25 protein-coding genes are annotated in these 24,936 nt (G+C 35.4%); 12 read left to right on the forward strand and 13 right to left on the reverse strand.

Annotated elements, in window-relative coordinates; translation table 11 throughout:
* Window positions 1–20 precede the first annotated feature (20 nt).
* The 7 genes from atpA to ACODR7_RS07635 all read right to left on the reverse strand — a co-directional run bounded on the left by atpA (window position 21) and on the right by ACODR7_RS07635 (window position 5,026).
* Window positions 21–1,598 carry a F0F1 ATP synthase subunit alpha gene (atpA, locus tag ACODR7_RS07605; protein WP_076594579.1) on the reverse strand — a complete coding sequence of 526 codons (1,578 nt, stop codon included), beginning with the start codon at window positions 1,596–1,598 and terminating at the stop codon, window positions 21–23.
* Between the two features lie 17 nt (window positions 1,599–1,615).
* Window positions 1,616–2,047 carry a hypothetical protein gene (locus ACODR7_RS07610; RefSeq protein WP_488838488.1) on the reverse strand — a complete coding sequence of 144 codons (432 nt, stop codon included), beginning with the start codon at window positions 2,045–2,047 and terminating at the stop codon, window positions 1,616–1,618.
* 1 nt (window position 2,048) lies between these two features.
* Window positions 2,049–2,588, reverse strand: a complete 540-nt coding sequence (atpH, locus tag ACODR7_RS07615) for an ATP synthase F1 subunit delta (protein ID WP_076594578.1) — start codon at window positions 2,586–2,588, stop codon at window positions 2,049–2,051.
* A 2-nt stretch (window positions 2,589–2,590) separates the two neighbouring features.
* On the reverse strand, window positions 2,591–3,088 hold the full coding sequence (locus ACODR7_RS07620) for a F0F1 ATP synthase subunit B (protein WP_110366266.1): 498 nt from the start codon (window positions 3,086–3,088) through the stop codon (window positions 2,591–2,593).
* Window positions 3,089–3,177: 89 nt separating this feature from the next.
* Complete coding sequence (gene atpE / locus ACODR7_RS07625; protein ID WP_027384648.1) at window positions 3,178–3,369, reverse strand: ATP synthase F0 subunit C; 192 nt, start codon at window positions 3,367–3,369, stop codon at window positions 3,178–3,180.
* Between the two features lie 59 nt (window positions 3,370–3,428).
* A complete protein-coding gene (gene atpB, locus ACODR7_RS07630; RefSeq protein ID WP_110366267.1) occupies window positions 3,429–4,526 on the reverse strand; it encodes a F0F1 ATP synthase subunit A in 1,098 nt (365 codons plus the stop codon).
* Window positions 4,527–4,585: 59 nt separating this feature from the next.
* Window positions 4,586–5,026, reverse strand: coding sequence for a hypothetical protein (locus ACODR7_RS07635; protein ID WP_146212843.1), 441 nt, complete (start codon window positions 5,024–5,026; stop codon window positions 4,586–4,588).
* A 107-nt stretch (window positions 5,027–5,133) separates the two neighbouring features.
* Here ACODR7_RS07635 and ffh point away from each other — a divergent pair, with 107 nt between their 5' ends.
* The gene (gene ffh / locus ACODR7_RS07640) at window positions 5,134–6,495 is read left to right on the forward strand and encodes a signal recognition particle protein (protein ID WP_488838491.1); all 1,362 of its coding nucleotides are present in this window, start codon (window positions 5,134–5,136) and stop codon (window positions 6,493–6,495) included.
* Window positions 6,496–6,564: 69 nt separating this feature from the next.
* Here the strand turns inward: ffh and ACODR7_RS07645 are convergent, their stop codons facing one another.
* From ACODR7_RS07645 to ACODR7_RS07665, 5 genes are all read right to left on the reverse strand, one after another.
* Window positions 6,565–7,233, reverse strand: coding sequence for a porin family protein (locus ACODR7_RS07645; protein ID WP_488838493.1), 669 nt, complete (start codon window positions 7,231–7,233; stop codon window positions 6,565–6,567).
* Window positions 7,234–7,315: 82 nt separating this feature from the next.
* Complete coding sequence (locus ACODR7_RS07650) at window positions 7,316–7,978, reverse strand: outer membrane beta-barrel protein (RefSeq protein WP_488838495.1); 663 nt, start codon at window positions 7,976–7,978, stop codon at window positions 7,316–7,318.
* 75 nt (window positions 7,979–8,053) lie between these two features.
* Complete coding sequence (locus ACODR7_RS07655; protein ID WP_076594574.1) at window positions 8,054–8,698, reverse strand: outer membrane beta-barrel protein; 645 nt, start codon at window positions 8,696–8,698, stop codon at window positions 8,054–8,056.
* Window positions 8,699–9,176: 478 nt separating this feature from the next.
* A complete protein-coding gene (locus ACODR7_RS07660; RefSeq protein ID WP_488838497.1) occupies window positions 9,177–9,839 on the reverse strand; it encodes a porin family protein in 663 nt (220 codons plus the stop codon).
* A 118-nt stretch (window positions 9,840–9,957) separates the two neighbouring features.
* On the reverse strand, window positions 9,958–10,917 hold the full coding sequence (locus ACODR7_RS07665) for a PhoH family protein (protein ID WP_488838499.1): 960 nt from the start codon (window positions 10,915–10,917) through the stop codon (window positions 9,958–9,960).
* 133 nt (window positions 10,918–11,050) lie between these two features.
* Here ACODR7_RS07665 and ACODR7_RS07670 point away from each other — a divergent pair, with 133 nt between their 5' ends.
* The 7 genes from ACODR7_RS07670 to rplI all read left to right on the forward strand — a co-directional run bounded on the left by ACODR7_RS07670 (window position 11,051) and on the right by rplI (window position 17,745).
* The gene (locus ACODR7_RS07670) at window positions 11,051–11,878 is read left to right on the forward strand and encodes an SAM hydrolase/SAM-dependent halogenase family protein (RefSeq protein ID WP_488838501.1); all 828 of its coding nucleotides are present in this window, start codon (window positions 11,051–11,053) and stop codon (window positions 11,876–11,878) included.
* A gap of 63 nt (window positions 11,879–11,941) precedes the next feature.
* Window positions 11,942–13,252: a dihydrolipoamide acetyltransferase family protein gene (locus ACODR7_RS07675; protein ID WP_488838503.1), complete on the forward strand. Its 1,311-nt coding sequence runs from the start codon at window positions 11,942–11,944 to the stop codon at window positions 13,250–13,252.
* 447 nt (window positions 13,253–13,699) lie between these two features.
* Complete coding sequence (locus ACODR7_RS07680) at window positions 13,700–15,055, forward strand: chloride channel protein (RefSeq protein ID WP_488838505.1); 1,356 nt, start codon at window positions 13,700–13,702, stop codon at window positions 15,053–15,055.
* 51 nt (window positions 15,056–15,106) lie between these two features.
* A complete protein-coding gene (locus tag ACODR7_RS07685; RefSeq protein WP_488838506.1) occupies window positions 15,107–16,321 on the forward strand; it encodes a DUF4062 domain-containing protein in 1,215 nt (404 codons plus the stop codon).
* Between the two features lie 138 nt (window positions 16,322–16,459).
* Entirely contained in the window at window positions 16,460–16,801 is a 342-nt protein-coding gene (rpsF, locus tag ACODR7_RS07690) for a 30S ribosomal protein S6 (protein WP_047429790.1), read from the forward strand.
* A gap of 32 nt (window positions 16,802–16,833) precedes the next feature.
* Window positions 16,834–17,136, forward strand: a complete 303-nt coding sequence (gene rpsR, locus ACODR7_RS07695) for a 30S ribosomal protein S18 (RefSeq protein WP_002979091.1) — start codon at window positions 16,834–16,836, stop codon at window positions 17,134–17,136.
* 111 nt (window positions 17,137–17,247) lie between these two features.
* Window positions 17,248–17,745 (forward strand): 50S ribosomal protein L9, encoded by a 498-nt coding sequence (rplI, locus tag ACODR7_RS07700; protein ID WP_076594569.1) that lies wholly within the window; start codon window positions 17,248–17,250, stop codon window positions 17,743–17,745.
* A gap of 303 nt (window positions 17,746–18,048) precedes the next feature.
* On the opposite strand, the gene ACODR7_RS07705 is transcribed toward rplI, so the two are convergent.
* Window positions 18,049–18,852 (reverse strand): helix-turn-helix domain-containing protein, encoded by an 804-nt coding sequence (locus ACODR7_RS07705; protein WP_488838508.1) that lies wholly within the window; start codon window positions 18,850–18,852, stop codon window positions 18,049–18,051.
* 136 nt (window positions 18,853–18,988) lie between these two features.
* Between ACODR7_RS07705 and ACODR7_RS07710 the strand changes: the two genes are divergently transcribed.
* The 4 genes from ACODR7_RS07710 (at window position 18,989) to ACODR7_RS07725 (ending at window position 24,933) form a co-directional block, all read left to right on the forward strand.
* Window positions 18,989–20,323 (forward strand): TolC family protein, encoded by a 1,335-nt coding sequence (locus ACODR7_RS07710; RefSeq protein WP_488838510.1) that lies wholly within the window; start codon window positions 18,989–18,991, stop codon window positions 20,321–20,323.
* A gap of 5 nt (window positions 20,324–20,328) precedes the next feature.
* The gene (locus ACODR7_RS07715; protein ID WP_488838512.1) at window positions 20,329–21,375 is read left to right on the forward strand and encodes an HlyD family secretion protein; all 1,047 of its coding nucleotides are present in this window, start codon (window positions 20,329–20,331) and stop codon (window positions 21,373–21,375) included.
* Between the two features lie 257 nt (window positions 21,376–21,632).
* Entirely contained in the window at window positions 21,633–23,195 is a 1,563-nt protein-coding gene (locus tag ACODR7_RS07720; protein WP_488838514.1) for an MFS transporter, read from the forward strand.
* 376 nt (window positions 23,196–23,571) lie between these two features.
* Window positions 23,572–24,933: an aldehyde dehydrogenase gene (locus tag ACODR7_RS07725; protein WP_488838515.1), complete on the forward strand. Its 1,362-nt coding sequence runs from the start codon at window positions 23,572–23,574 to the stop codon at window positions 24,931–24,933.
* Window positions 24,934–24,936 lie beyond the last annotated feature (3 nt).

Raw genomic sequence — 24,936 nt, forward strand, 5'->3', positions numbered from 1 at the left:
AACCTTAAACATTGAATTTTTTAGTTGTATTTAGAAGCTAAATCGTTAGCTGCCTGCTTAAGAACACCTGTAATATCGTTATCGATTTTTCCAGCCTTGATAGCAGCCATTGTATCCGGGTGCTTAGATCTCAGGAACTCGATGTATTCGTGTTGGAATTCTTTAATCTTGTTCAATGGAACGTTTCTCATTAAGTTTTCTGTTCCGGCATATACGATCGCTACCTGACTTTCTACAGGAAGTGGTGCATTTACCGGCTGCTTAAGGATTTCTACGTTTCTTTCTCCTTTAGAGATTACTGCTAACGTAGAAGCATCAAGGTCAGAACCGAATTTAGCAAACGCTTCTAGTTCTTTATATTGAGCCTGGTCAAGTTTCAATGTACCAGATACTTTTTTCATTGATTTGATCTGAGCATTACCTCCTACCCTTGATACAGAGATACCTACGTTGATTGCAGGACGAACCCCTGAGTTGAATAGATCAGACTCCAGGAAGATCTGTCCGTCTGTAATAGAGATTACGTTTGTAGGGATGTATGCAGAAACATCACCAGCCTGAGTTTCGATAATCGGAAGGGCTGTTAATGAACCACCACCTTTTACGATTGGTTTAAGAGACTCCGGCAAATCGTTCATCTGCTTAGCAATGTTATCATCAGCGATTACTTTTGCCGCTCTTTCCAATAGTCTTGAGTGAAGGTAGAATACGTCTCCAGGGTAAGCTTCACGGCCCGGTGGTCTTCTCAATAGTAGAGAAAGCTCACGGTAAGCAACAGCTTGTTTAGATAAATCATCATAAACGATAAGTGCTGGTCTACCTGTGTCTCTGAAGAACTCACCGATAGAAGCTCCTGCCATTGCAGAATATACCTGCATTGGAACCGGATCTGATGCGTTAGCTGCAACGATTACCGTATAAGCTAAAGCTCCTTTATCAGATAGAGTTTTAACGATTTGTGCTACAGTAGAAGCTTTCTGACCGATAGCAACATATATACAATATACTGGCTTACCAGCATCAAAGAATTCTTTTTGGTTGATGATCGTATCGATAGCAACAGTAGTTTTACCTGTTTGTCTGTCACCAATGATAAGCTCTCTCTGACCTCTTCCTACAGGGATCATCGCATCAATTGCAACGATACCAGTCTGTAAAGGCTCAGTTACCGGCTGTCTGAAGATTACTCCAGGAGCCTTTCTTTCCAATGGCATTTCGTATAAATCCCCAGTAATAGGACCTTTACCATCGATTGGGTTACCAAGAGTATCTACTACTCTTCCTAACATACCTTCTCCTACTTTGATAGAGGAGATTCTGTTTGTTCTTCTTACCGTATCACCTTCTTTTACTAATTTACTTTCACCAAGTAGAGCAACCCCCACGTTGTCTTCTTCAAGGTTAAGTACAATACCTTCTACATCACTAGAAAATTTCACCAACTCTCCGTATTGTACGTTTTCTAACCCGTATACACGAGCAATACCATCACCGATGGTTAAAACTGTACCTACTTCCTCAACGTTGGATTGAGTATCGAAGTTGGCCAATTGCTGTTTTAAGATCGCAGATACTTCTGCCGGATTTATTTCTGCCATTGTATGGTTGTTTTTTCTTATTTAAAAAGTTTAATTTTTAGATCTTCGTTAGAATATTTAGCTATAAACAAGTCTATTTTAGATTCATCAGCATTTCCGTTTTCGTCAAAAATACCAGACTTATAAATATTTTTAATAATATCTTTATCTGCTAAATCTGTAACAAGTTCTTTGTTGTATTTCAAAAATCTTACGGTGTAAATTACTTTAGTCCAGTAAGGAGATTCGTTCGGATAAAGCGGTGGTGTTTTAGAAACCTGATAAGTAGAGCCTAAAGCTGAAACAACTGCATTATCTTTGATGTCAGATAGAATAAAATTAAAATCATTCGTTTCAATATGATAGGTTTCTTTATCATCGATAAACACTTTATCTTTTTTAATCTTAACTTTTTGACCAAAAGCTAAGAATGAAAAAGCAAGCATTGATATATATAAAACCTTTTTCATATTAATTCAATTGAAAATCTTTTTTAACTTGGTTCAGTTTTGTCTTCACAGAAGCATCTACCTGCTGGTCACCTACTCTCAGAACATATCCTCCAAGAATTTCAGGCTTCACATTTACTTTCAGATCAAAGTTTGAATCAGCATTTACAAGATGGGTAGATCTTAAAATCTGGTCAAGATTTTCTTTTGAAAGCGGAGTTGCTGTAGTAAGCGTTACTCTCTGTACACCACTAAGGTCTTCTACTTTGTTGATGAATTCCTGAGCGATATTTTTCAATTGGTTTTCACGCCCGTGCTTAATTACCAATCTGATCAGGTTCTGAGAAGAAACAGATAAACCTTTGAAAATTTCGTTTGCTACTTCTATTTTCTTTTTAGAATCAATATAAGGAGTCATGAAAAATTTATTTAAGTCCACAGACTCTTTCATGATCTTTACTACATCTTTCATTTCAGAAAATACAGTAGCTGTCTGACCTGACTCGTTTGTGAAATCAAGTAAACCTTGTGCGTATCTTTTAGCTACTTTAGATGTAAGCATTCTTAGTTAAGGTTTGATTTGTTTAAATAATTTTGAACTAATTCGTTTTGAGCTTCACTGTTGTCCAGCTTTTGCTTCAGGATAGACTCAGCAATGTTTACAGATAAAGTACCAATTTGAGTTTTGATGTCTGCCATGGCAGCATTTTTCTCAGCGTTGATAGTCTGTTTAGCAGCTTCGATCATTTTGTCTCCTTCAGCTTTAGCAGCATCTTTAGCTTCTCCTACGATTCTGTCTTTAATTTCTCTGGCTTCTTTAAGGATAGCATCTCTTTCGATTTTAGCTTCACGAATGATTCTTTCGTTATCCTCTTTTAAAGTTTCCATTTCTTTTCTAGCTAATTTAGCTTGATTAAGAGCGTCAACAATAGATGTTTCTCTGTCGTCGATTGACTTTAAAATAGGCTTCCAAGCGAATTTACCTAACAAAAATAATAATGCTAGAAAAATAACAGACTGGATAATAAATAGTCCTGATGAAAACTGATGAATTAATTCCATTATATAAATGTATAAATAATTATTACTTTTTTTTTAAAATTAACATTGCTGCAGCCAACCGCTGCAACAATGTTTTTGTTTTGTTTGGCTTATGATGCGAATAACGCAGCAAATGCAACACCTTCAACTAGTGCAGCTGCAATAAGCATAGCAGTTTGGATTTTTCCAGATTGCTCAGGCTGTCTAGCGATAGCTTCAAGAGCAGCAGCTCCGATTTTACCAAGACCGATACCTACACCTAGTACGATAAGACCTGCACCAATAATTCTAGGGATTTCCATAATATATAATTTTAAAAAATTGTTTTAATATTTGTTTAATTTCTCTTTTTACCTTCTAATTAGTGAGCAGCATGATGTTCGTGCTCGTGCTCTTCTACAGCCATTCCGATAAATAAAGCCGATAGCATTGTGAAGATATATGCCTGTAGGAATGCTACCAATACTTCAAGTAAATAAATTACTAATGTTAAGAATGGGAATGCTACTCCTGCGATCCAGTTTTTAAAGATATAGATAGATCCAATCAAAGTCATTACTACGATGTGACCTGCCGTCATGTTGGCAAAAAGTCGGATCATCAAAGCGAATGGCTTAGTAATAGTTCCTAATAATTCGATTGGCAACATAATGAATTTCATTGGAACCGGAACACCTGGCATCCAGAAGATATGCTTCCAGTAATCTTTATTAGCTGAGAATGTTGTAATCAAATACGTAAGGATAGCTAGGAAGAATGTCATTGTAATATTACCTGTAACATTAATTCCAAAAGGCATCAATCCTAAAACGTTAAGGAAAAGAATAAAGAAAAATACAGTTAATAAATAACCCATGAATCTTTTATACTTATGTCCGATATTAGGAAGAGCGATCTCATCTCTCACAAAAATCACCAAAGGCTCTAAGAATCTTGCTGCTCCTGTAGGAACCGCTGACTTCTTATAAGATTTAGCCATTCCAACAAATAATACAAACATGAAAACCGCCACTAAGATGATAATTAATACACTTTTTGTAATAGAAAGATCTAAAACTTTCTCTTGTGTTGGGTGATGGTCTTTATCCAGAGTAATTGTTCCCTTTTCGTCTGTTTTATAGATTTTCTCATGATGCAGCACATAATAAGCACCGTCTACTTCAGTTGGTTCTCCATGCATAAAACCTTCTTTATTACTCATAAAAGAGTGGAAACCGTTATCATAAAAAATAACAGGAAGAGGAAAACCTATATGATGACCATCTTTATCAACCATCAATGTGAAATCATGAGCATCCAACAAGTGATGATCGATGAACTCTTTGTTTTCTTTAGTTACTTTGTCTTTCTCTGAAAGCTCTTGAGCAGGAGCCTCACCCGTGGTGGCCTCACCATGCTGTGCAGACACTAAGTTTAATACAAAAATACTGTAAAATAAAACTGCGAATTTCTTAAACATTGATAGGTTTTTTTCGTTGTGCAAAAATATGATAATTTTTCTAGTTTCAATAAATAATTTTACTGTTTTTTATCATGATTAATTAACCCGATCGCATAGTATGTAAGCAGTGCTGTCAGGACAAAATAAGGCATAATAAAATGAAATTTGTAGCCAGGAATCACTTCAAAGTCCAGTTTTTTTCTGATTAAGTACATCAAACCGAATTTTAAAAGGATCAAACCAATAACAGATAATCCTAAAAATTGTGGTGCTACTCTATTAATTAAAATTACAAGAGTGATCATCATCATAAACATGACGCTTAGAAAAAGGTAAAATTTAATGATTATAATTTCATCCAGGTGAAAAACAAATTTCCAAAGGGAAAAATGCACCAGGAAGGTCAGAAAGAATAAAATGACAACAAGAATATTGGGATTGATCTTCATTCTATATTTTAATTGATCGCAAAAATAGACTTTTTCTATCGGATTATACCATGATTTGATATTTATCATTTTTCTTGTTTGTAATAATATTACGTATATATATAATATTACGTGATCAAACACTTTGGATATGCTAAAAATTCCTTATTTTTGCAAACCTATAATTTACAATAAATATGTTTAATAGTTTACAGGATAAATTAGACAAGGCATTACACAATATTTCCGGTAGAGGAAAAATTACTGAAATCAATGTTGCGGAAACCGTAAAGGAAATCCGTAGAGCATTGGTAGATGCCGACGTTAACTATAAAGTTGCGAAAGATCTTACAAAAAGAGTTCAGGATAAAGCATTAGGAGAAAACGTCCTTACTTCCCTTACTCCGGGACAGCTGATGACGAAAATTGTTCATGATGAGTTGGTAGACCTGATGGGAGGCTCTCAGGAAGGAATTAATCTTTCAGGAAAACCTTCTGTAATTCTTATTGCCGGTCTTCAGGGATCTGGTAAGACTACTTTCTCAGGAAAGCTTGCTAATTATTTACAGACAAAAAGAAATAAAAAACCTTTATTGGTAGCCTGTGACGTTTACCGTCCTGCAGCGATTGACCAGCTGAAAGTATTAGGAGGACAAATCAATGTTCCCGTTTTTACCGAAGAAGGTTCTACAAATCCTTCTACGATTGCTGAAAATGCAATCAACTTTGCAAAAGCAAACGGTCATGATGTTGTAATCGTGGATACAGCAGGTCGTTTGGCGATTGATGAGCAGATGATGAACGAGATCAAATCTGTACATTATTTCATCAAACCAAATGAAACACTATTCGTTGTTGACTCTATGACAGGTCAGGATGCTGTAAATACGGCAAAAGCATTCAACGATGCTTTGAACTTTGACGGAGTTGTTTTAACGAAATTAGATGGTGATACAAGAGGTGGAGCTGCATTAACGATCCGTTCTGTTGTTGAAAAACCAATCAAGTTTATCTCTACAGGAGAAAAAATGGAAGCTTTAGACCTTTTCTACCCGGAAAGGATGGCAGACAGAATACTGGGAATGGGAGATGTTGTTTCCTTAGTAGAAAGAGCTCAGGAGCAGTTTGACGAGGAAGAAGCTAAAAAACTTCACAAAAAAATCGCTAAAAACGAATTCGGTTTTGATGATTTCCTTAAGCAGATCAATCAAATCAAGAAGATGGGTAATATGAAGGATTTGATGGGAATGATTCCTGGAGTTGGAAAAGCAATTAAAGATGTAGAAATCAGTGATGATGCATTCAAACACATTGAAGCGATCATCTACTCTATGACTCCTGAAGAAAGGAGAAGACCTTCTATCATCAATACTCAGAGAAAAGGAAGAATTGCCAAAGGTGCCGGAAGAAAAATCGAAGATGTGAATCAATTGATGAAACAGTTTGATCAGATGGGTAAAATGATGAAGATGATGCAGGGACCTCAGGGAAAACAAATGATGCAGATGATGAGCAAAATGCCGAATATGCCTGGAATGGGTGGAATGTTCGGGAAATAAGAAAGACAAAATCATTCATAAAAAAACTCTCAGAAATTCTGAGAGTTTTTTGTTTTTATAGAGATATGTTTATTTAAACTTGTATCCTACTCCTAACTGGAAGAAATTCATTTTTAATGTTTCACCATCCACAGGATTCTTGATCATATTGGTAAGACCAAAGCTATAACGCGCATCCACAAATAATCCTTTGTATACATTGTAATCAGCACCCAGGAATAGACCAAAATCGGTAGATTTCAAACCATCATTCAGCTCTCTTTCCAAATAACGCTCTCCTTCTTTAAGTCCGGAAGGATCTACCATACCCGCATTAGGACCACTTACTTCAAATTTTGCTTTATTATTCGTTTTAAAGCTCACATATGGACCTGCATAAATACCCAATTCCGGAGTTGCATAATATCTTGCAGATACAGGAATAACAATTCTGTTAAGGTTCATCTTTTCAGTTAAGGTAATACCTGTACCCGGTATTCCAACTTCAGCTTTTCCGCCAAGATTGGCATATTCTATCTCTCCCTGAACAGCAAACTTATTATTGAATTTATGCTCAACCAAACCTCCGATATAAAACCCTGATTTGGATTTTAAACTGGCTTCGAATCCTCCAAATTCGAAATCCCCCTCACTGGAATTTAATTTTGATAAAGCATACCCTGCTTTTACACCGAATGTAGTTTGTGCATTTAAACCAGCAAATAAAGCGATTGCAGACGCTAATAAAATTTTTTTCATGATTTATTGTATTAAAAAATGTTCGCGAAAATACAAAAAAGCCCTCAGAATCCTCAGGGTTTCTTGCTATATGCTCTGTTTATTATTTTGCAAATACATATTTCACTCCAAAAGTCACGGAAGTTAAACTGATACCCAATTTGTAATCATCAGTTCTTTTTGCCCCGTCAATGTCTCTTTTGTAAGTATTGTATCCGAATTCCCCAATTGTAGCTTCAATTGACCAGTTCTTAGTCAGGAAATAGTCCAGACCTGGTTTAATATTGACTCCAATATTGGTATAGTTATTTTCGCTGTTCAAGGCAGCTGTAAGTAAAGGGTCCGCATCGTTAATATTATTTTTTGCATCCATTTTTTCCTTACCAAACTCCAATGGAACCTGTAACTGTCCAAAGATGTATAATTTATCAGATAAAGTCCAGTACTTTCTCACGAATGGTGCTACCACAAAAGCATTATCTGTATATTTAACTTCAAATGCATTACTTATGGCTGGATCGCCCAATTTGTATTTTGTAACAGCACTTTTATAGCCTATACCAAGCCCTACTGCTACGTTGTTATTAACGAAATAACCAGCTGTAGGAAGAATTCTGATTACATCATCCTTTCTTTTAGTATTGAATTCGTTCTTTTCACTGTGATAATATCCTACATGGCCTGAAAGATAGGAAGTTCCTTTTGCAATCTGTGCATTTGATAAACCAAAAAGTGCAACAGCACCCATCAATACGATTTTTTTCATGATCATTATATTAGTTTTGTATAGCAAAAAAGCCCTAAGAGTTTCTCAAGGCTTTCTTGCTATATGCTTTGTTTATTATTTTGCAAATACATATTTAACTCCGAAAGTTACAGAAGATAAATTCAATCCGAAGTTGTAGTTGTTGGTAGCATCACCATCTTTTGGCTTGTAGTTGCTATAACCGAACTCACCGATAGTAGCTTCAATAGACCAGTTTTTGTTTAAGAAATAATCTAAACCTGGTTTAACAGTAACACCGATTTTTGTGTATTTAGCTTCAGTAGAATTTGAAGTTGAAATTGTGTTATTTCCTACTGTAGTTACAGAGCTAGTTTCAGTTTCAGTTTTTCCAAACTGCATTGGAACTGCTAATTGTCCGAAGAAATATAACTTGTCAGATAAAGTCCAGTATTTTCTTACGAATGGAGCTACAACAAAAGCTGGCTGCTTAGTGATGCTTTCTCCTACTGTGTTACCAAGAGTAGTAGTTAAAGTGTTTTTTTCAGTTTGATAACCAACTCCTAATCCGATTGCTAAGTTAGTGTTTACGAAATATCCAACTGTAGGTAATACGTTGAAGTTTTCTTTTTTATCGTTACCGTTGTTAGATTCTACTTGAGAATAACCAACAGATCCTGATAAATATGTAGTTCCTTTAGCAATCTGAGCGTTTGATAAACCGAAAAGTGCAACAGCACCCGCTAATAATATTTTTTTCATTGTAAAAAATTTTAATACTTTCTGAGGGCAAATTTACAGTGGCTACCAGTAATATTAAAATTTGTTAATGTGATTAATATCATTGTTAAAATTGAGGGTTTTATAAAAATAAATCCTAATTAAGAGATGTTATTGAGTTTTTCACAATATTATGAATAAAAAGATCCTATTTTTTTAACAAGACTCCAATATATTTACTTTTTTAAATTTTCTTATTTTTTCTAAAACCCGATGAATTCTGGAAAAATGCTAAAATTAATTAACCTAAATCACTAATTTTAAAGTTATTAACTCTTAAAATCTAAACAAATGTTTATTATTCAAGTTATCTTCTTTATTTCTAATCATCATAGATCCTCTCTATTAAGAATTTCTGATCAGGAATCCGTACAACTTATATATGAGTAATCAAAAATAGGCTGTCCGAACTTTTCGGACAGCCTATTTTTATCATTATTTTGAAGCTAAAATTTCAGAATTAGTTTCCTCCGAATTTGAAGCCTACTCCAATCTGAGCAAAGCTATTCTTTACAGTCCCTCCGCTATTGTCATTAGATAGGTTTGATACTCCCAAGCTGTATCTTGCATCAAAGAAAAGTCCGTTTTCCAACATATATTCAACACCTAAGAACGGAGCAAGGTTTAATGATTTGATATCTTTTTTAATATCTACCTCACCGCCTTCACCTTCTATTTCCACATCAAGGAAATCTGAACCAATTACAGTCTTTTGTTTAGCTGTAAGAATGATTCCTACATTAAGACCTGCAGCTACAGAGAAACCTTCTGTGATAAAGTATTTGGCAGAAACAGGAACCAAAAGAGTTCCAAAATTCACTTTAGTTGACTCACCAAAATAAATTCCTCCAGCGTTTACGCCATCAATTTTTTCTTTAGCTCCAAGTGGAGAATACAAAACCTCTCCCTGAACAGCAAAGTTATCATTGAATTTGTACTCAGCCATTCCACCGATATAGAAGGTATATTTTGGAGACATTTTTCTTCCGTCAAGATCGTCTTGCTTATCATCCAGTTTAATAGTAGACATTGCGAAACCAGCTTTTGGACCAAATCGAAATTCTTGTGCGTTGGCACAAATTCCCATAGCAGCGACCGCCGCAACAAGTAAAAGTTTTTTCATGTTTAATTAGTTTTTACATTCAAGGTTTGCAAAACTAATTATTTTTTTCAAATTAACAAATTTTAACTGTCAAATTTAAGGTTAATAAAAAGTTAACGAAAACTTTCACTTATTTTTACTAGTCGTTTCTTAGTCTTTTTTCCTCATCGTTATAAGCAAGGATAATCTTTCTTACCACCGGGTGTCTTACCACGTCCTCTTCTGTAAGATGTACAAATCCTATCTCCTTTACGCCGTGCAAAATTCTCATAGCTTCTTTAAGCCCGGACTGTTGATTTTTCGGAAGGTCAATCTGGCTTGGGTCTCCTGTGATGATAAACTTGGCATTCATCCCCATTCTGGTAAGGAACATTTTCATCTGTGCATGAGTGGTATTCTGTGCTTCGTCAAGAATCACAAAAGCATCATCCAGTGTACGCCCTCTCATGAAGGCTAATGGTGCTACTTCAATCACTTTCTTTTCCATGAAGCCTTCCAGTTTCTCATGCGGAATCATATCACGAAGTGCATCATATAACGGCTGCAAATACGGATCCAGCTTTTCTTTAAGGTCACCGGGAAGAAATCCCAGACTCTCTCCCGCTTCTACAGCCGGTCTCGTCAGGATAATTCTTTTCACTTCCTTATCTCTTAAAGCTCTTGCTGCCAATGCCACACTGGTATATGTTTTTCCGGTACCTGCAGGTCCAATGGCAAAAACCATGTCCTTTTTCTCCGTTTCCTTTACCAGCTTTTTAAGATTGGTCGTCTTAGCTTTAATAACTTTTCCGTTAACTCCTTTTACAATGATATCCTGGTCAAATACCAGCTGTTTCTCGTTTTCGTCCTTAATATTCAAAATATTTTCAACATCTTTCAGCCCTATTGAATTGTTTTTGGAGATAAAACTGACAATATCATCCAGTTTTTGTTTCAGTATGTCTAAAGCTTCCTGATTTCCCATGGCAAAGATAAAATGATCTCTTCCTGTAATTTTAATGGTTGGAAAGCTTGATTTTATTAAGTTGAAATATTGGTTATTAACTCCATAGAAGATTTTCGCATCGATATCTTCCAAATCATATGTTAATTCAAACATGCAGTATTTTTATTTTTAGATTTTAAAATTAAAGCTTTTTTTCAAATTTATATCAAATTCTTTTCAACAATCTTTCGGGCTTTCTTTTTATTTTAAATAACTTTGCAATACTACACTATTCTATAAATTGCTCATGTCAATTATTACCCTTACTTCGGATTTCGGAAATTTAGATTACAGAGTTGCTGCTGTGAAAGGCAAAATTCTATCTCTAAACCCTGAGGTTAATATTATTGATATCACCCACGAAATCCAGGCATTCAACCTTATACAGACTTCGTATATTGTAAGAAATGCTTATAAATATTTTCCCAAAGGAAGCATTCACATTCTTTCTGTAGACAGCTTTTATCACAAATCCAGAAAGAATATTATTTATAAAGCTGACGGATCTTACTTCCTGGCGGCAGACAATGGCCTTTTAAGCCTTATATTTTTTGATATTAAACCGGAAGCCATCTACGAGCTTACGCTGAACAACCGTTTTGATGACGTTATCAACTTCACTTCTACAGACATTTTTGTTCCTGCAGCGGTACATCTTGCCAATGGCGGACTCCCTGAAGTCATAGGAAGAAAAATAAACACGGCAAAACAACTGATGTTCCCTCGTGCGGTTTATAATGAATCGGAAGGGATGATTATTGGTGAAGTGACTTATATTGATAATTTCGGAAATATAATATCAAATATCAATAAAGATTTTTTTGAGAACATCAGTAAAGGCTACAGCAGTTTTACCATAAAATTCAGAAATTTAAGCCTTTCAAGAATATTTTCAAGTCACACGGAAGTTGTTTCAGACTGGAAAAGGGAGACCGAATTCCATGGACAGTCTGCTGCTATCTTCAATGATAGCCAGTTATTGGAGCTTACCATCTACAAAGGAAGCAAGAAAAACGGTGCTAAAAGCCTGTTTGGACTGAATGTAGGCGAAAATATTTATATCGAATTTAGCTAAGATTATATATTTCTTAAAAAAACCGATTTTTTTTATATATTTGTCAAAATCTAAAAATCAAAAATGGCAGAATACAAATTATTGCTTCCTTCCATGGGAGAAGGTGTTATGGAAGCGACAATTATCACTTGGTTATTCAATGAAGGTGATAACGTAAAGGAGGATGACTCCGTGGTAGAAATTGCAACAGATAAGGTAGATTCAGACGTACCGACACCAGTTTCGGGGAAAATTGTGAAAATTTTAAAGCAAAAAGATGAAGTTGCAAAAGTAGGTGAAGCCATTGCTATTTTAGAAATTGAAGGAGAAGGTACAGCTTCAGAAGAAGTAAAAGCTGAAACTCCGGCGGCTGCTCCGGATGCTGAAACTTTAAAAGCGATTGAAGAGCCTCTACAGACAGCAGCTGCTTCAAACGTAGAATTCTCAGGAGACCTTTATCTGTCTCCACTCGTAAAATCTATCGCTCAACAGGAAAACATTTCTGAAACTGAACTGAAATCCATCAAAGGCAACGGTTTGGAAGGAAGAATTACAAAAGAAGATATATTAGCATATGTTGCTAACAGAGGAAGCAAGCCAGTTCAACAGGCAGTTCCGGTACAGGCAGCTTCTGCTCCACAACCAGCGGCAGTATCTGCTCCGGCAGCTACCATTCCGGTGAGCGCAGGTGATGAGATCATTCCAATGGACAGAATGAGAAAGATCATCGCTGAAAATATGGTGAAAGCAAAACAAATTGCTCCACACGTTACTTCTTTCATCGAAACAGACGTTACCAACGTTGTAAAATGGAGAAATAAAAACAAAGCAGTATTCGAAAAACGTGAAGGTGAAAAACTGACTTTCATGCCTATTTTCGTAAAAGCGGTAGTGAAAGCTATTCAGGATTTCCCGATGATCAATGTTTCTATCAATGGTGAGAACATCATCAAAAAGAAAAACATCAACATCGGTATGGCTACTGCCCTTCCGGACGGAAACCTTATTGTTCCTGTTATCAAAAATGCTGATCAGTTATCACTTTCAGGTCTTGCAAAAGCAATCAATGATTTAGCTTACAGAGCAAGAAATAAGAAATTGAGACCAGAAGATACTCAAGGGGCAACGTATACAATTTCTAACGTAGGAAGCTTCGGAAACCTTATGGGAACACCAATTATTCCTCAGCCTCAGGTAGCTATTTTAGCCATCGGAGCTATTGTTAAGAAGCCTGCAGTTCTTGAAACAGCTGACGGAGATGTAATTGCTATCAGAAACTTAATGTTCATGTCTCACTCTTATGACCACAGAGTGGTAGACGGATCTTTAGGTGGAATGATGTTGAAGCATGTTCACGACTACCTTGAAAACTGGGATCTTAACACAGAAATATAAACAATGAATAATCAGTAATAAGTAATTTTGCTTATTGCAGATCATATAAATGAAAACCTTCGATTAAATCGGAGGTTTTTTTGTTTTTTTATTATTTAAGCTCTACAAAACCCTAAAAGACTAAACATCCCTCTAAATAAATATTAGATATTCAATAAAAACAATAATTAAAGACCAAATCAACAATTATTAAAATCATTTATATACTATACCAACTTTTTTGGAAATTAGATTGATTAACATTATTTTTAAACAAATATTATTTGAGAAAATGGATCCGGATTACAGAAAATATGACATGACGAGATTTTTTGATTTCACCGAGGAAGATGAAAAATTAATTACTGAGTTTTAATCCGCTTTCTAAGTCACATTATAATATCATCTCAACTCAAAGAAATACAATTTCCGGAATTTTACCGTAATTTTATCCTTCAAAACCTACAAATGCTGAAAATTTTCACCCTCATAAAAAGATCTCTTAAAAACTCCTTCGACAATATTCGAAACGAACAGCTGAAACACAACCTGCTTCAGGCCATTCCTTTTTGGATAGGATCTGTTATTACAGGTTTTTTCGCAGTGATGTATGCGCAGGTATTTGCCTGGGGTGAACATCTCATGAATTTTATTTTCAACTGGCATGCATGGATGATTTTCATCATTGCTCCCATAGGATTTGTATTATCATGGTGGCTGGTGAAAGAATTTGCTCCCAATGCCAAAGGAAGTGGTATTCCTCAAGTGATGGCGGCTGTAGAACTGGCTAACCCGAAAGAACATAGGAAAATCCGGAATCTTTTAAGTATTAAAATCATTTTCTTTAAAATCCTATCCTCTGTTGTTCTGGTCATCGGAGGAGGTGCAGTAGGACGTGAAGGCCCTACGATTCAGATAGCAGGTTCCGTTTTCAGAAAAGTGAATGAGTACCTTCCTGAATGGTGGCCAAAAATTTCCAAGAAAAACATGATTATGACAGGAGCGGCAGCCGGACTTGCTGCAGCGTTCAATACTCCCCTTGGAGGAATTGTTTTTGCTGTGGAAGAGCTGTCAAAAACCCACATTAATTATTTTAAAACTGCCTTATTTACAGCGGTGATTATCGCAGGTTTAACAGCTCAAACATTGGCCGGGTCTTATTTATATCTTGGATATCCGAAAACCAATGATGTTTCTTTAATGGTTATGTTTCCCATCATATTGGTTGCAGCCACTGCCGGCATTATGGCAAGCCAGCTATCTGTCATTATGCTTAAAATCAATAGCTGGAAGAAGAAAAAACTGAAAACAGATAAGGCTAATGTAATCTTTCTGATCATTTGTGCATTAATTATCGCTTCCATTGCATACTTCATCAACAAAGAAATTCTGGGTTCAGGAAAAGAAATTATGGAGCGTGTTCTTTTTACCAAAAATAAACATGAAGAGTGGTATGTCCCTATTTTAAGAATGCTTGGCCCTGCCCTTTCTTTCACTTCGGGTGGTGCGGGCGGAATTTTCGCTCCCGCTCTTACTGCAGGAGCAAGCATAGGCTCAGTTATTTCAGGAGCCATTCATTTAACACCTAACGAAACCAATGTAGTAGTTCTCGCCGGAATGGTTGCTTTTCTTACCGGGATTACGAGAGCCCCGTTTACTTCCGCTATTATTGTTTTGGAAATGACGGACAGGCATTCCCTGATATTCCATCTGATGCTTGCCGGAATGGTCTCTTCCATTGCTTCAATCCTGGTAAGCAGACATTCTTTGTATGATGTTTTGAAGGTTAATTTTCTAACGGAGTTGAGAGAGAAAGATAGTTAATAGTTTTAAATTATTATATTTGGTAACTAACAGAAATTATGTTTTAAATTTATGGCAAAAAAAATTACTCAATATTCAATCTTTGTCAGCTCTCCCCAAGATTTGGAACCAGAAAGAGCTGAAATATCAAATGTTATTTCCGAACTAAATTTAACTTATGCATCAAGAAAATCAATAAATATTGACGTTCTTAAATGGGAAACCCATTCAGCACCTGGAATATCAGAAAGTTACACCCAAAATATCATTAATAATGATATTGGCGAAGATTATGATATTTTTATTGGAATGCTTTGGCAAAGATTCGGTACCAAAACTGAAATAGCAAATTCTGGAACTGAGGAAGAATTTTTAAAAGCTGTTGAAAGGTTTAAAAAAGGTGAAAAAGTTCAAATAATTTTCTATTTTAAAACTACTACTCCAATTTCTTTAGATCAAATAAACATTGAAGAATTATCAAAAATTCAAAATTTTAAAGATTATTTAAAAAAGAATAACATTTTATATGGAAATTTCAACTCGATAGAAGATTTACAAACCAATTTAAGATTGCACATACCGAAACGAATTGATGAATTAATTGATAAAAACAATTCATCAATTGATGATGAACAGAATATTTCAAATCAAATAATATCAAAAGAACATATAAAAATTATAGTAGATAATGAAAGTGATTTAGGCTTTATTGATTTTATATATCAATTTGAAGATTACTTAGCTGATGCTAATTTAGCATTACTTAATATTTCCGATAGTACTAAAAGAATTGGAGAAGACTTAACAGAGAAAGCTGAAGAAATTACTCGAATTTCAAAATATCCTAATCCAAACAAAAATACAATTATTGAATATTTTCGACGTTCTGCAAAGTCTTTAAATTCTTATTCGGATAGAATAGAATTGGAAACCCCAAATTTCTACGATAATTTTGAAGAAGCAATAAATGTTGGATTGAGATATTTAAATATGGTTGATAAAGAAAATATAAAAGACAATTATGAAACTTTAAAATCGAATTATGAATCAATCACTGAATTAAAGAAAAGTATACCATCAGCAATTGAAGGAATGACAACCTTTTATGAAGAAGCAAAAAAACTTCCCAACATGCAATCTGACCTTAACAAAGCAAAAAGAAGGTTATTGCTAAGATTAGAAGATTTAATTTTTAAAATGAAAAAGTCTTATGAACTCACAAATGAATTTCAAGGGCAGTTAGAGTATAAATTAGGATTATATAATGATGATCAGAATGAGTTTTAGATAATATTATCTACCTAGCCAAACAGAATGATGAATTGAAAAGGATTATTTATGAGTAAAATTGATCATCCTCTTGCATATACGGAAATTATTCTCTACTTTTGCACCTCGAAATAATTAACAAATTCATTTAACATTATGAACAATTACGAAACTGTTTTCATTTTAACTCCCGTTCTATCTGAGTCACAGGTAGAGGAAGCAGTGAACAAGTATGTAGATCTTATCAAAGAAAAGAACTGCGAAATCGTTGCTAAAGAAAACTGGGGATTAAAAAAATTAGCTTATCCTATCCAATTGAAAAAGAACGGGTTTTATACTCTAATTGAATTCAAAGGAGAAGGTACTGTAGTAGCTGATCTGGAATTAGCATTTAAGCGTGACGAGAGAGTAATCCGTTACCTTACTACAAAACTTGACAAGCATGCTGTTGAGTACGCTGTAACTAGAAGAACTAAAGTAAAAGCAGCTAAAGCTTAATTATTAACCCTATTTTTTAAAAAAGACAAGACATGGCAATAGATGAAATGGCTAAACAAGCCTCAGCTGGAGGAGAATCAGAAGTAAAATTCCTTACTCCGCTTGATATCAATACAAAATCTGAAAAGAAATATTGTAGATTCAAAAAATACGGAATTAAGCACGTTGATTACAAAGATGCTGACTTCTTATTACAATTTGTAAACGAACAAGGTAAAATTTTACCAAGAAGATACACTGGAACTTCTTTAAAATACCAAAGAAAAGTTTCTGCTGCTATCAAAAGAGCAAGACACCTTGCATTACTACCATACGTAGCTGACTTATTGAAATAAGACAAAAAATAAATAAAAGAAGAGGTCTCCCTCTTCTTTTGTTGCTGAATAAATCATTAATTCTAACTTGATTTTAGCTATAAAACTAAAATCTAAAAAAGGACAACAACAATGGAAATTATCCTAAAAAAAGACGTAGAAAACTTAGGACTTGAGTTTGATACAGTAAACGTAAAGCCAGGTTATGCTAGAAACTTCTTAATTCCTCAAGGAATTGCTCTTTTAGCTACCCCTAAAAACAAAGCTGCTTTAGAAGCTACATTAGAAGCTAGAAAAGAAGAGGAAGCTAAATTAATCGCTGCTGCTAACGCTGTAGTTGAGCAATTGAAGAAAACTTCTATCACTATTCCTGCAAAAGTAGGTGCTGGTGACAAATTATTCGGATCTATCAACAATGCTGATCTATCTGCTGCTTTAGAAAAAGCTGGTGTTTCTGTAGAGAAAAAATACATCAAAATTCCTGGTAATACTATCAAGAGAACTGGTAAATTCACAGCTCTTATCAGACTTCACAGAAATGTTGAGTACAACTACGAGTTTGATATCGTATCTGACGCTCCAGTGGAAGCAGCTCCTAAAAAAGAAGAAGCTAAAACTGAAGAAGCTTAATAAGCAACTGAGAATTTCTCACAATACAAGACCACTTCAATTTATTGAGGTGGTTTTTTATTGAACTACTCCGTCTTTTTGCTTGGCAGAAATCCACCCTTCAGAGAAAGGGAATGTAGGAAATCTTAATAACTATTAGATTATTAGATTAGCTTTTTCAAACCCTACATTTAAGGACAGGCAAGAAAACCTATCCCATACTATAAAACCCGTTACCTCGTAACACGCACCCCGAATCTCAAACTCTCAAACTCTCAAACTCTCAAACTCTCAAACTCTCAAACTCTCAAACCCTCCAACTCACTACTTATCCCCTCTCAATTTATGCTGATATTCTGTAGGAGCCATTCCGATTACCTTTTTGAAAATATTGCTGAAAGACGAGAGGCTGTTGTATCCCACCATCATAGCAATTTCGTACATATTGTATTTTCCTTCAAGCATCAGCTCAAGAGATCGGGTAATTCTCAAAGCTCTTAAAAAACGAATGTAATTCATCCCCAGAATCTCCTTAAATTTCCTTGAAAGGGTTCTCGTACTCATTCCGAATTCTTTTGCTGTAGATTCAATCGTAAGAGGCTTCTCAAGGTTTGCATGAATATATCTTGCAATCTTCAGTAACGTTTCATCTTTGGGAAACGGATGCTGTATCGGAAAGGCAAGGTGTTTTTGTTTTTTCTCCTGCAAAACTCCTTTGAGTGCTTTGAGGAAAAAGTATTTAGAGGTATCATTTTTTGTGATTTTACCATCCCATTCTTTGGTGTACAAAATCATCTCCCGAAGTAAATTATTAACAGAATAAATGTTGATTTCATCAAAAAAGCCACTTTCATTTTCTTCTTTCTTAAAATAAAAGTTATACAAATCAACCTTTGGACTGGTAGAAAAAATATAGTGTGGAGTTCCGGCTGGAATCCACATAAAGCATCTGGCAGGAAGATACCAGTGTTTCTGATCTGTAAAAACATGTACTATACCGCCTTCTGCATACACTAATTGTGCTGAGCTGTGATAGTGAATTTCGGTAGTGACATTTCCGGTAAGGACATGATAAACGTAAAATTCGGTATCATTTTCTTCTACTTCTTTAAAATGGCTGTTGTTCATCCTCTAAAGGTAGGAAGAATTTTCAAATTGGCGTAAATGAGCAAATCTTTTTCTGTTTTCACAAATCGGGTACTATGCTTGTCGTCGTAAATTTGCTGCATCAAAATCATTTTAGCAAAAATCCTTTAATTAATTTATGAATATCATATTTAACGCATGCCGGTATCTGTGCATCGCGTTGTGCTTATTATTGAGCAACTTCTTGCATTCACAGAAAACAGATTACCAGCATCTTGGCTTACAACAGGCTATAGAGATTGGTTTGAAAAATAACAAAAATATACAGATAAGTCATCTCAAACAGGAAATGTCCATAACCAAAGAGAAAGATCTCAAAATGGAAAAGCTTCCGGACATTGAATTCCATACAAGCTACAATCAGGTCACGAACCTGTTTCAGCATCAGAATGGTGTATTTAATAAAGCCACCAAATATGATGTGATTAATGGAATGTATGATTTTACATTATCCGCTTCAATCCCGGTGTACATGGGAGGAAAAATTAAAAATACGGAAAAGAAAGCGGCTATAGATACTGAAATTTCAGCTTTAAAAGCCCATCTCGATGAGAGACAGCTTAAAATAGCCATCATTACTGCTTTTCTACAGATCCATCATTTAAAAGAGCAACAGAGTCTTATTAATGATAAAATGAAGGAGGATTCCGTCAATATCAAGCAGGTAAAAGCTTTGAAAGCAAATGGTGTTGTAACGGTCAATGAAGTCTTAAGGACTTCACTGCAGTTGTCCAATCATAAAATGAGCTGGACGGAACTGGATAATGATATTCAGATCGCAGAACATAAGCTGAAAACGATTCTTTCTCTTCCTGAAAATCAGGAAATGCATGTAGATACAGAGGATCTTATTTCAGACAGTACTACAATTCCTTATGTTGATGAACTGACGGAAACAGCTTTAAACAAGAATGAGTCTGTTGAAATCACCCATAAGAATCTTTCTCTGAAGGAATTGGATCAAAAGATTACCAAAGCGAATTATTTACCTAAAATTACAGCTGGCGGAGAATATTTTTTAAAGTATCCGAATATGATGTTCTTTCCTCCTGAACCCTATGCATATCGTTTGGGAATGGTAGGCGTAAACCTTACCTATCCTATCGAAAATCTGTACAAAAATAAATACAGAATGCAGGAAGCACGGGAAAATATTGACCTTGCCCAACTTCAGATAGAGGAAAACGAGGAAAATGTAAGACATAACGTCTATGAAGCTTATAAAAGATTTGAAGAGACAGACCAGAAAGTAAAAATTGCTGAAGAAGCGATTAATCAGGCCAAGGAAAACTACCGTATCGTAAGAACCAAATATGCCAATAAGTTAAGCCTTATCACTGAGCTGATAGACGCCGACAATGCTTATCTGGAAGCTGAATCTAATCTTATTTCCGTAAAAATCAACAGACAACTTAAATATTACCAACTCCAATATACGATTGGAAACTTATAAAAACTATGGCACAGAAACAATTGACACAAAAAGAAAAAAGAATCAACAAGTCCATTACTTTACTGGCCTGGATCCTGATCATCAGCGGAATCACGGGAATGATCAGTTTTTATCTTTTTTCGAGAAAAAATGTAACGACGAATGATGCTCAGATCGAGCAATATATTACGCCTGTATCCAGTAAGGTATCTGGTTTCATCAAAACGATACGATTTAACGAAAATCAGTTTGTACATAAAGGTGACACTTTAATTGTCATTGACAACAGAGAGTTTGTGAATCAGGTACACATGGCCGAAGCCAATCTTCATGCCAATACTGCAACCATCAGTACCATTGAAAGCGGTGTCAGCACCAAAGAAAGCGATACGAAAATTATTGATGCTAAAATTGCTTCCGCCAGAATTGATATCTGGAAAACAGAACAGGATTACAAAAGATATAAAAACCTGTTAGCAGAAGACGCAGCAACAGAACAGGAGTTTGAGAATGTAAAAGCATCTTATGAACAGTCAAAAGCTAATCTTTTAGCATTGGAACAGCAGAAAAACGCAGTAAAAGCCGGAGCGAGTGAACAACAGACGAAAGTTGCTCCTGTAAAAAGCCAGATCCAGCAAAGTTCAGCGAGTCTTAATAATGCTAAACTTTATCTTTCTTACACTGTGATTACTGCTCCTTATGACGGATGGGTGGGAAAAAAGACCATTCAGGAAGGACAGCTGATTAAAGAGGGACAAGCCCTTGTACAGATCGTAAGCAAAGAAAAATGGATCATTGCAAACTATAAAGAAACACAGCTTGGGCAGATTGACCAAACCCAGGAAGTAATTATTACAGCAGATGCCTATCCCGATGTAGAATTTAAAGGGAAAATACTTTCTGTTTCTCCTGCTTCAGGCTCTCAGTTTTCCTTAATAAAACCGGATAATGCCACCGGAAACTTTGTGAAAATCGAGCAGAGATTTCCTGTGAAAATTATCCTAGATAACAATAAAGACAACGAAAAACTGCTTTCCGGAATGAATGTTCTGGTGAGTGCGAAGAAGATATGAGTTTGAGTGTGGGAGGGTTTTAGGCTTTTAGAGTACAAAATTAACCTCCAATCCACCTATTTCAGATTTTACGACTAAATTATTTTTTAGCGAAAAGGCAAACTGCAAAATAGCGAGTCTGCCAATTTTTTCTTACGCATATTTACCATTTTACCTTTTACTTATTTACACCTTTGCCCTTTGTCTTTTCGCATTTTTCAAATATCTCTTAATAGCAATTTGCTATTTTGTTTTTTAGCTTAATGTTTCCAAAAATTATGCAGCATAATACAGTTTATCATAAATGGGTGCCACAATGGCTGAAACTGCCTCTTCTTATACTGGCATTGTTTCCCCACCTGATGTTGTTGTCGCTTTTACACTCGAACAGTGCCTTCACCTCTTCTTTTATGGATGTAGATTCAGATGACATCCAGTATTTAATGATTTTGATGTACGGGACATTTGTGGTTACCCTTTTAGTTTTACAGCGGTTTATGGCGTATTTCAGCGTCAAATATTATGTACTGCTGATGGCTTCCATTTCCGTGATCATTCTTTATGTTTTATCAGTCACCCATGATTATCATGTCATATTGGTCATCCGGTTTTTAGAAGGAATTTTTGGTTTACTGGAAGGTGCTATTTTTCTGCCTTTAATTATCGCTGAATTAAAAACAAAACACGCCAAAGTTTTAGCGTATCTCTTCATGTATACCATTATGCTGACCGGAGGAACCATTACCACATCCCTGCTGAAATCAAGTATTGAAAATTACGATTTCCGGCATATGATCCTGATGATGGTGTATTTCCATATATTTGTACTGATCATTGGGATTGCCCTATTCAACAGAAACAGATTCTTTCCGAAAAAACCTTTATACCAATTGGATATTACCAGCTGGTTTTTGCTTTGGGTTTGTCTTCAGGCTGGTGGTTATGCAATTATTTATGGCAAAAGACTCATGTGGTTTGAATCTGATACCATTATCATGTGTCTTTTTATATTCCTTCTTTCAGGAGGGTTATTTATGCTTAAACAAAGAAATTCTAAAAGACCGTTGTTTCATTTCGAAGTTTTCAGTTCAAAAAATGTGATTGCAGGAATGATTCTGTTTTTTATCTTTTATCTGATCCGCTCCGGGTTGAATAATGTCTACAGTATCATGGCTACGGTATGGAAATGGCCCTGGGATTATATTGTGAACATCCAGTACTGGAATGTGGCAGGAACTCTTTTGGGAATTTTATTATCCGGAATCTGTCTGGTTCGTGGAATTTCTTCAAGAATTGTTTTCTTTACAGGATTTCTTTTACTAGCCATTGACTGCGCGTGGTTTACCTATACTTTTTACCCAGATACGACCCTTTCCACAATCTGTCCGCCCTTATTTCTGCAGGGTGTCGCTCAGGGATTATTATTTACACCGCTTGTTTTCTTTTTAATTTCAGGAACTCCTGAAAAATATGTATCCAACGCTACCGCTTTGGGGACAACCACGCGTTTCTGGACAACCGCTATCGGTTACGCACTCATGCAGAACCTGATGTTATTTTTAACATTAAAACATTCTGATACACTCAGTGCTAATCTTACAGATACCAATCCTGTCTTTTACAGTCAATGGAATCAGCTTTTCGGAGCTAATATTTCCAAACTGTCAGTTAATGATTCTTTATCCATCACAGCAGGAGCTTTTAAAGCTAAAATAACCGCTCAGTCTATTCTTCTTTCCAATATGGAAATTTTCACGGGTCTGTTCTGGCTGGCACTTATTACCGCAATGGGTCTGCTCCTTTACCATCCTGTAAAAATAGCGGTAAGAAACATTATGTAAAAGAAGGAATCAGAGACTGGAAACTACGACGTTTATGTAATGATGTTGTTTAAACTTTTATATTATTTTAGGCACAAAAGTTTTAAACACTTAAGTTTTGTAAAAATCTTTGCCTATTGAGCGAAGTCGAAATGTTCATCTTATGTGAACTTTTTTGCGGTATCCTATTAAACTTACTGAAGTGAAATCAAGTGTTTTAGAATGAAACCTTTTGTGTCTTTTGTGGTTTTGGAAAGTTTAAACAACTTTAATAAATTATTCTCAGCTTCCAAAATTCAGAAAAAACTTCCTGCTTAAAGTTTTTGGCCGGTTTATTGTTCATATTTCGCAATTGCAATATTGCATACCTCACTGCGTTTAATACAAAAGCTTACGAATGGAAATTGAAAGAATTTTACTGAGTCAAAGGGATTTTTTTAAAACACAGCAGACCAAAAGCCTCGCTTTCAGGAAAATGTACCTTGAAAAACTGAAAAATCTAATTATTTCTAATGAGAATATGCTGTATGAAGCTATAAAAAAAGATTTTGGAAAATCAGAATTTGATACTTTCACTACAGAATTATCCTTCATTCTCAATGATATTAATTATTATATCAGGAACTTAAAATCTCTGTCAAAGCCTAAAAAAGTAAGCACCAATCTTGTCAACCAACTGGGAAACAGCAAAATTTATGCTGATCCATTGGGTTGTGTATTGGTAATCGGTGCCTGGAATTATCCTTATCAATTATCCCTTTCTCCCATTATAGCGGCAATGGCAGCCGGAAACTGCTGTATTCTTAAGCCCAGCGAAATAGCAGAAAATACAATGAAAGCTATGGCATCCCTTATCAATGAAAACTTTCCATCTGAATATCTTTATGTGTATGAAGGAGGCATTAATGAAACCACCGCTGTTCTCAAATTAAAATTTGACAAGATATTTTTTACAGGAAGCACAAAAGTCGGTAAGATTGTTTACAAAGCAGCCGCAGAACATCTTACTCCTGTAACCCTTGAACTGGGCGGAAAATCTCCGGCTATCGTCACCCAGCACGCCTCTCTCGAAACAGCTGCCAAAAGAATTGTCTGGGGAAAATTCCTCAACGCCGGACAAACCTGTGTTGCTCCGGATTATCTGCTGGTGGAAGAAACCATTAAGGAACAGTTTCTGGAAATGCTCAGAAAGTATATCAAAGAATTCAAATATGAGCCGGATTCTGATCAATACACAAGAATTATTAACCAAAGGAATTTCCAAAGGCTTATCCATCTTATTGATCATGAAAAAATCTATTGCGGCGGGAATTTCGACGAAGAAAAACGGTATATAGAGCCTACTATTCTGAATCATATAGACTGGAATGACAACATCATGCAGGAAGAAATTTTCGGTCCTATTCTGCCTGTCATCAGTTTTAAAAGTTACCATGCTGCGCTCCAATCTATTCTGGAACTTGAAAAACCACTGGCAGCCTACCTTTTTACCAATAACGCTGAGGAAAAAGAAAATTTTACAAGGAAACTGTCTTTCGGAGGAGGTTGTATCAATGATACGGTAATGCATTTAAGTAATGATCATCTTCCGTTTGGAGGTGTGGGAAGCTCAGGGATTGGAAATTATCACGGAAAATATGGCTTTGAAGCATTCTCGCATCAAAAATCAGTTCTTGAAAAAGCAACCTGGGGCGAACCGGATATCAAATATCCGCCTTATTCTAACAAAAAATTAAGCTGGATAAAAAAATTATTATAACTT

This window comes from Chryseobacterium sp. FG46, from assembly GCF_057809135.1.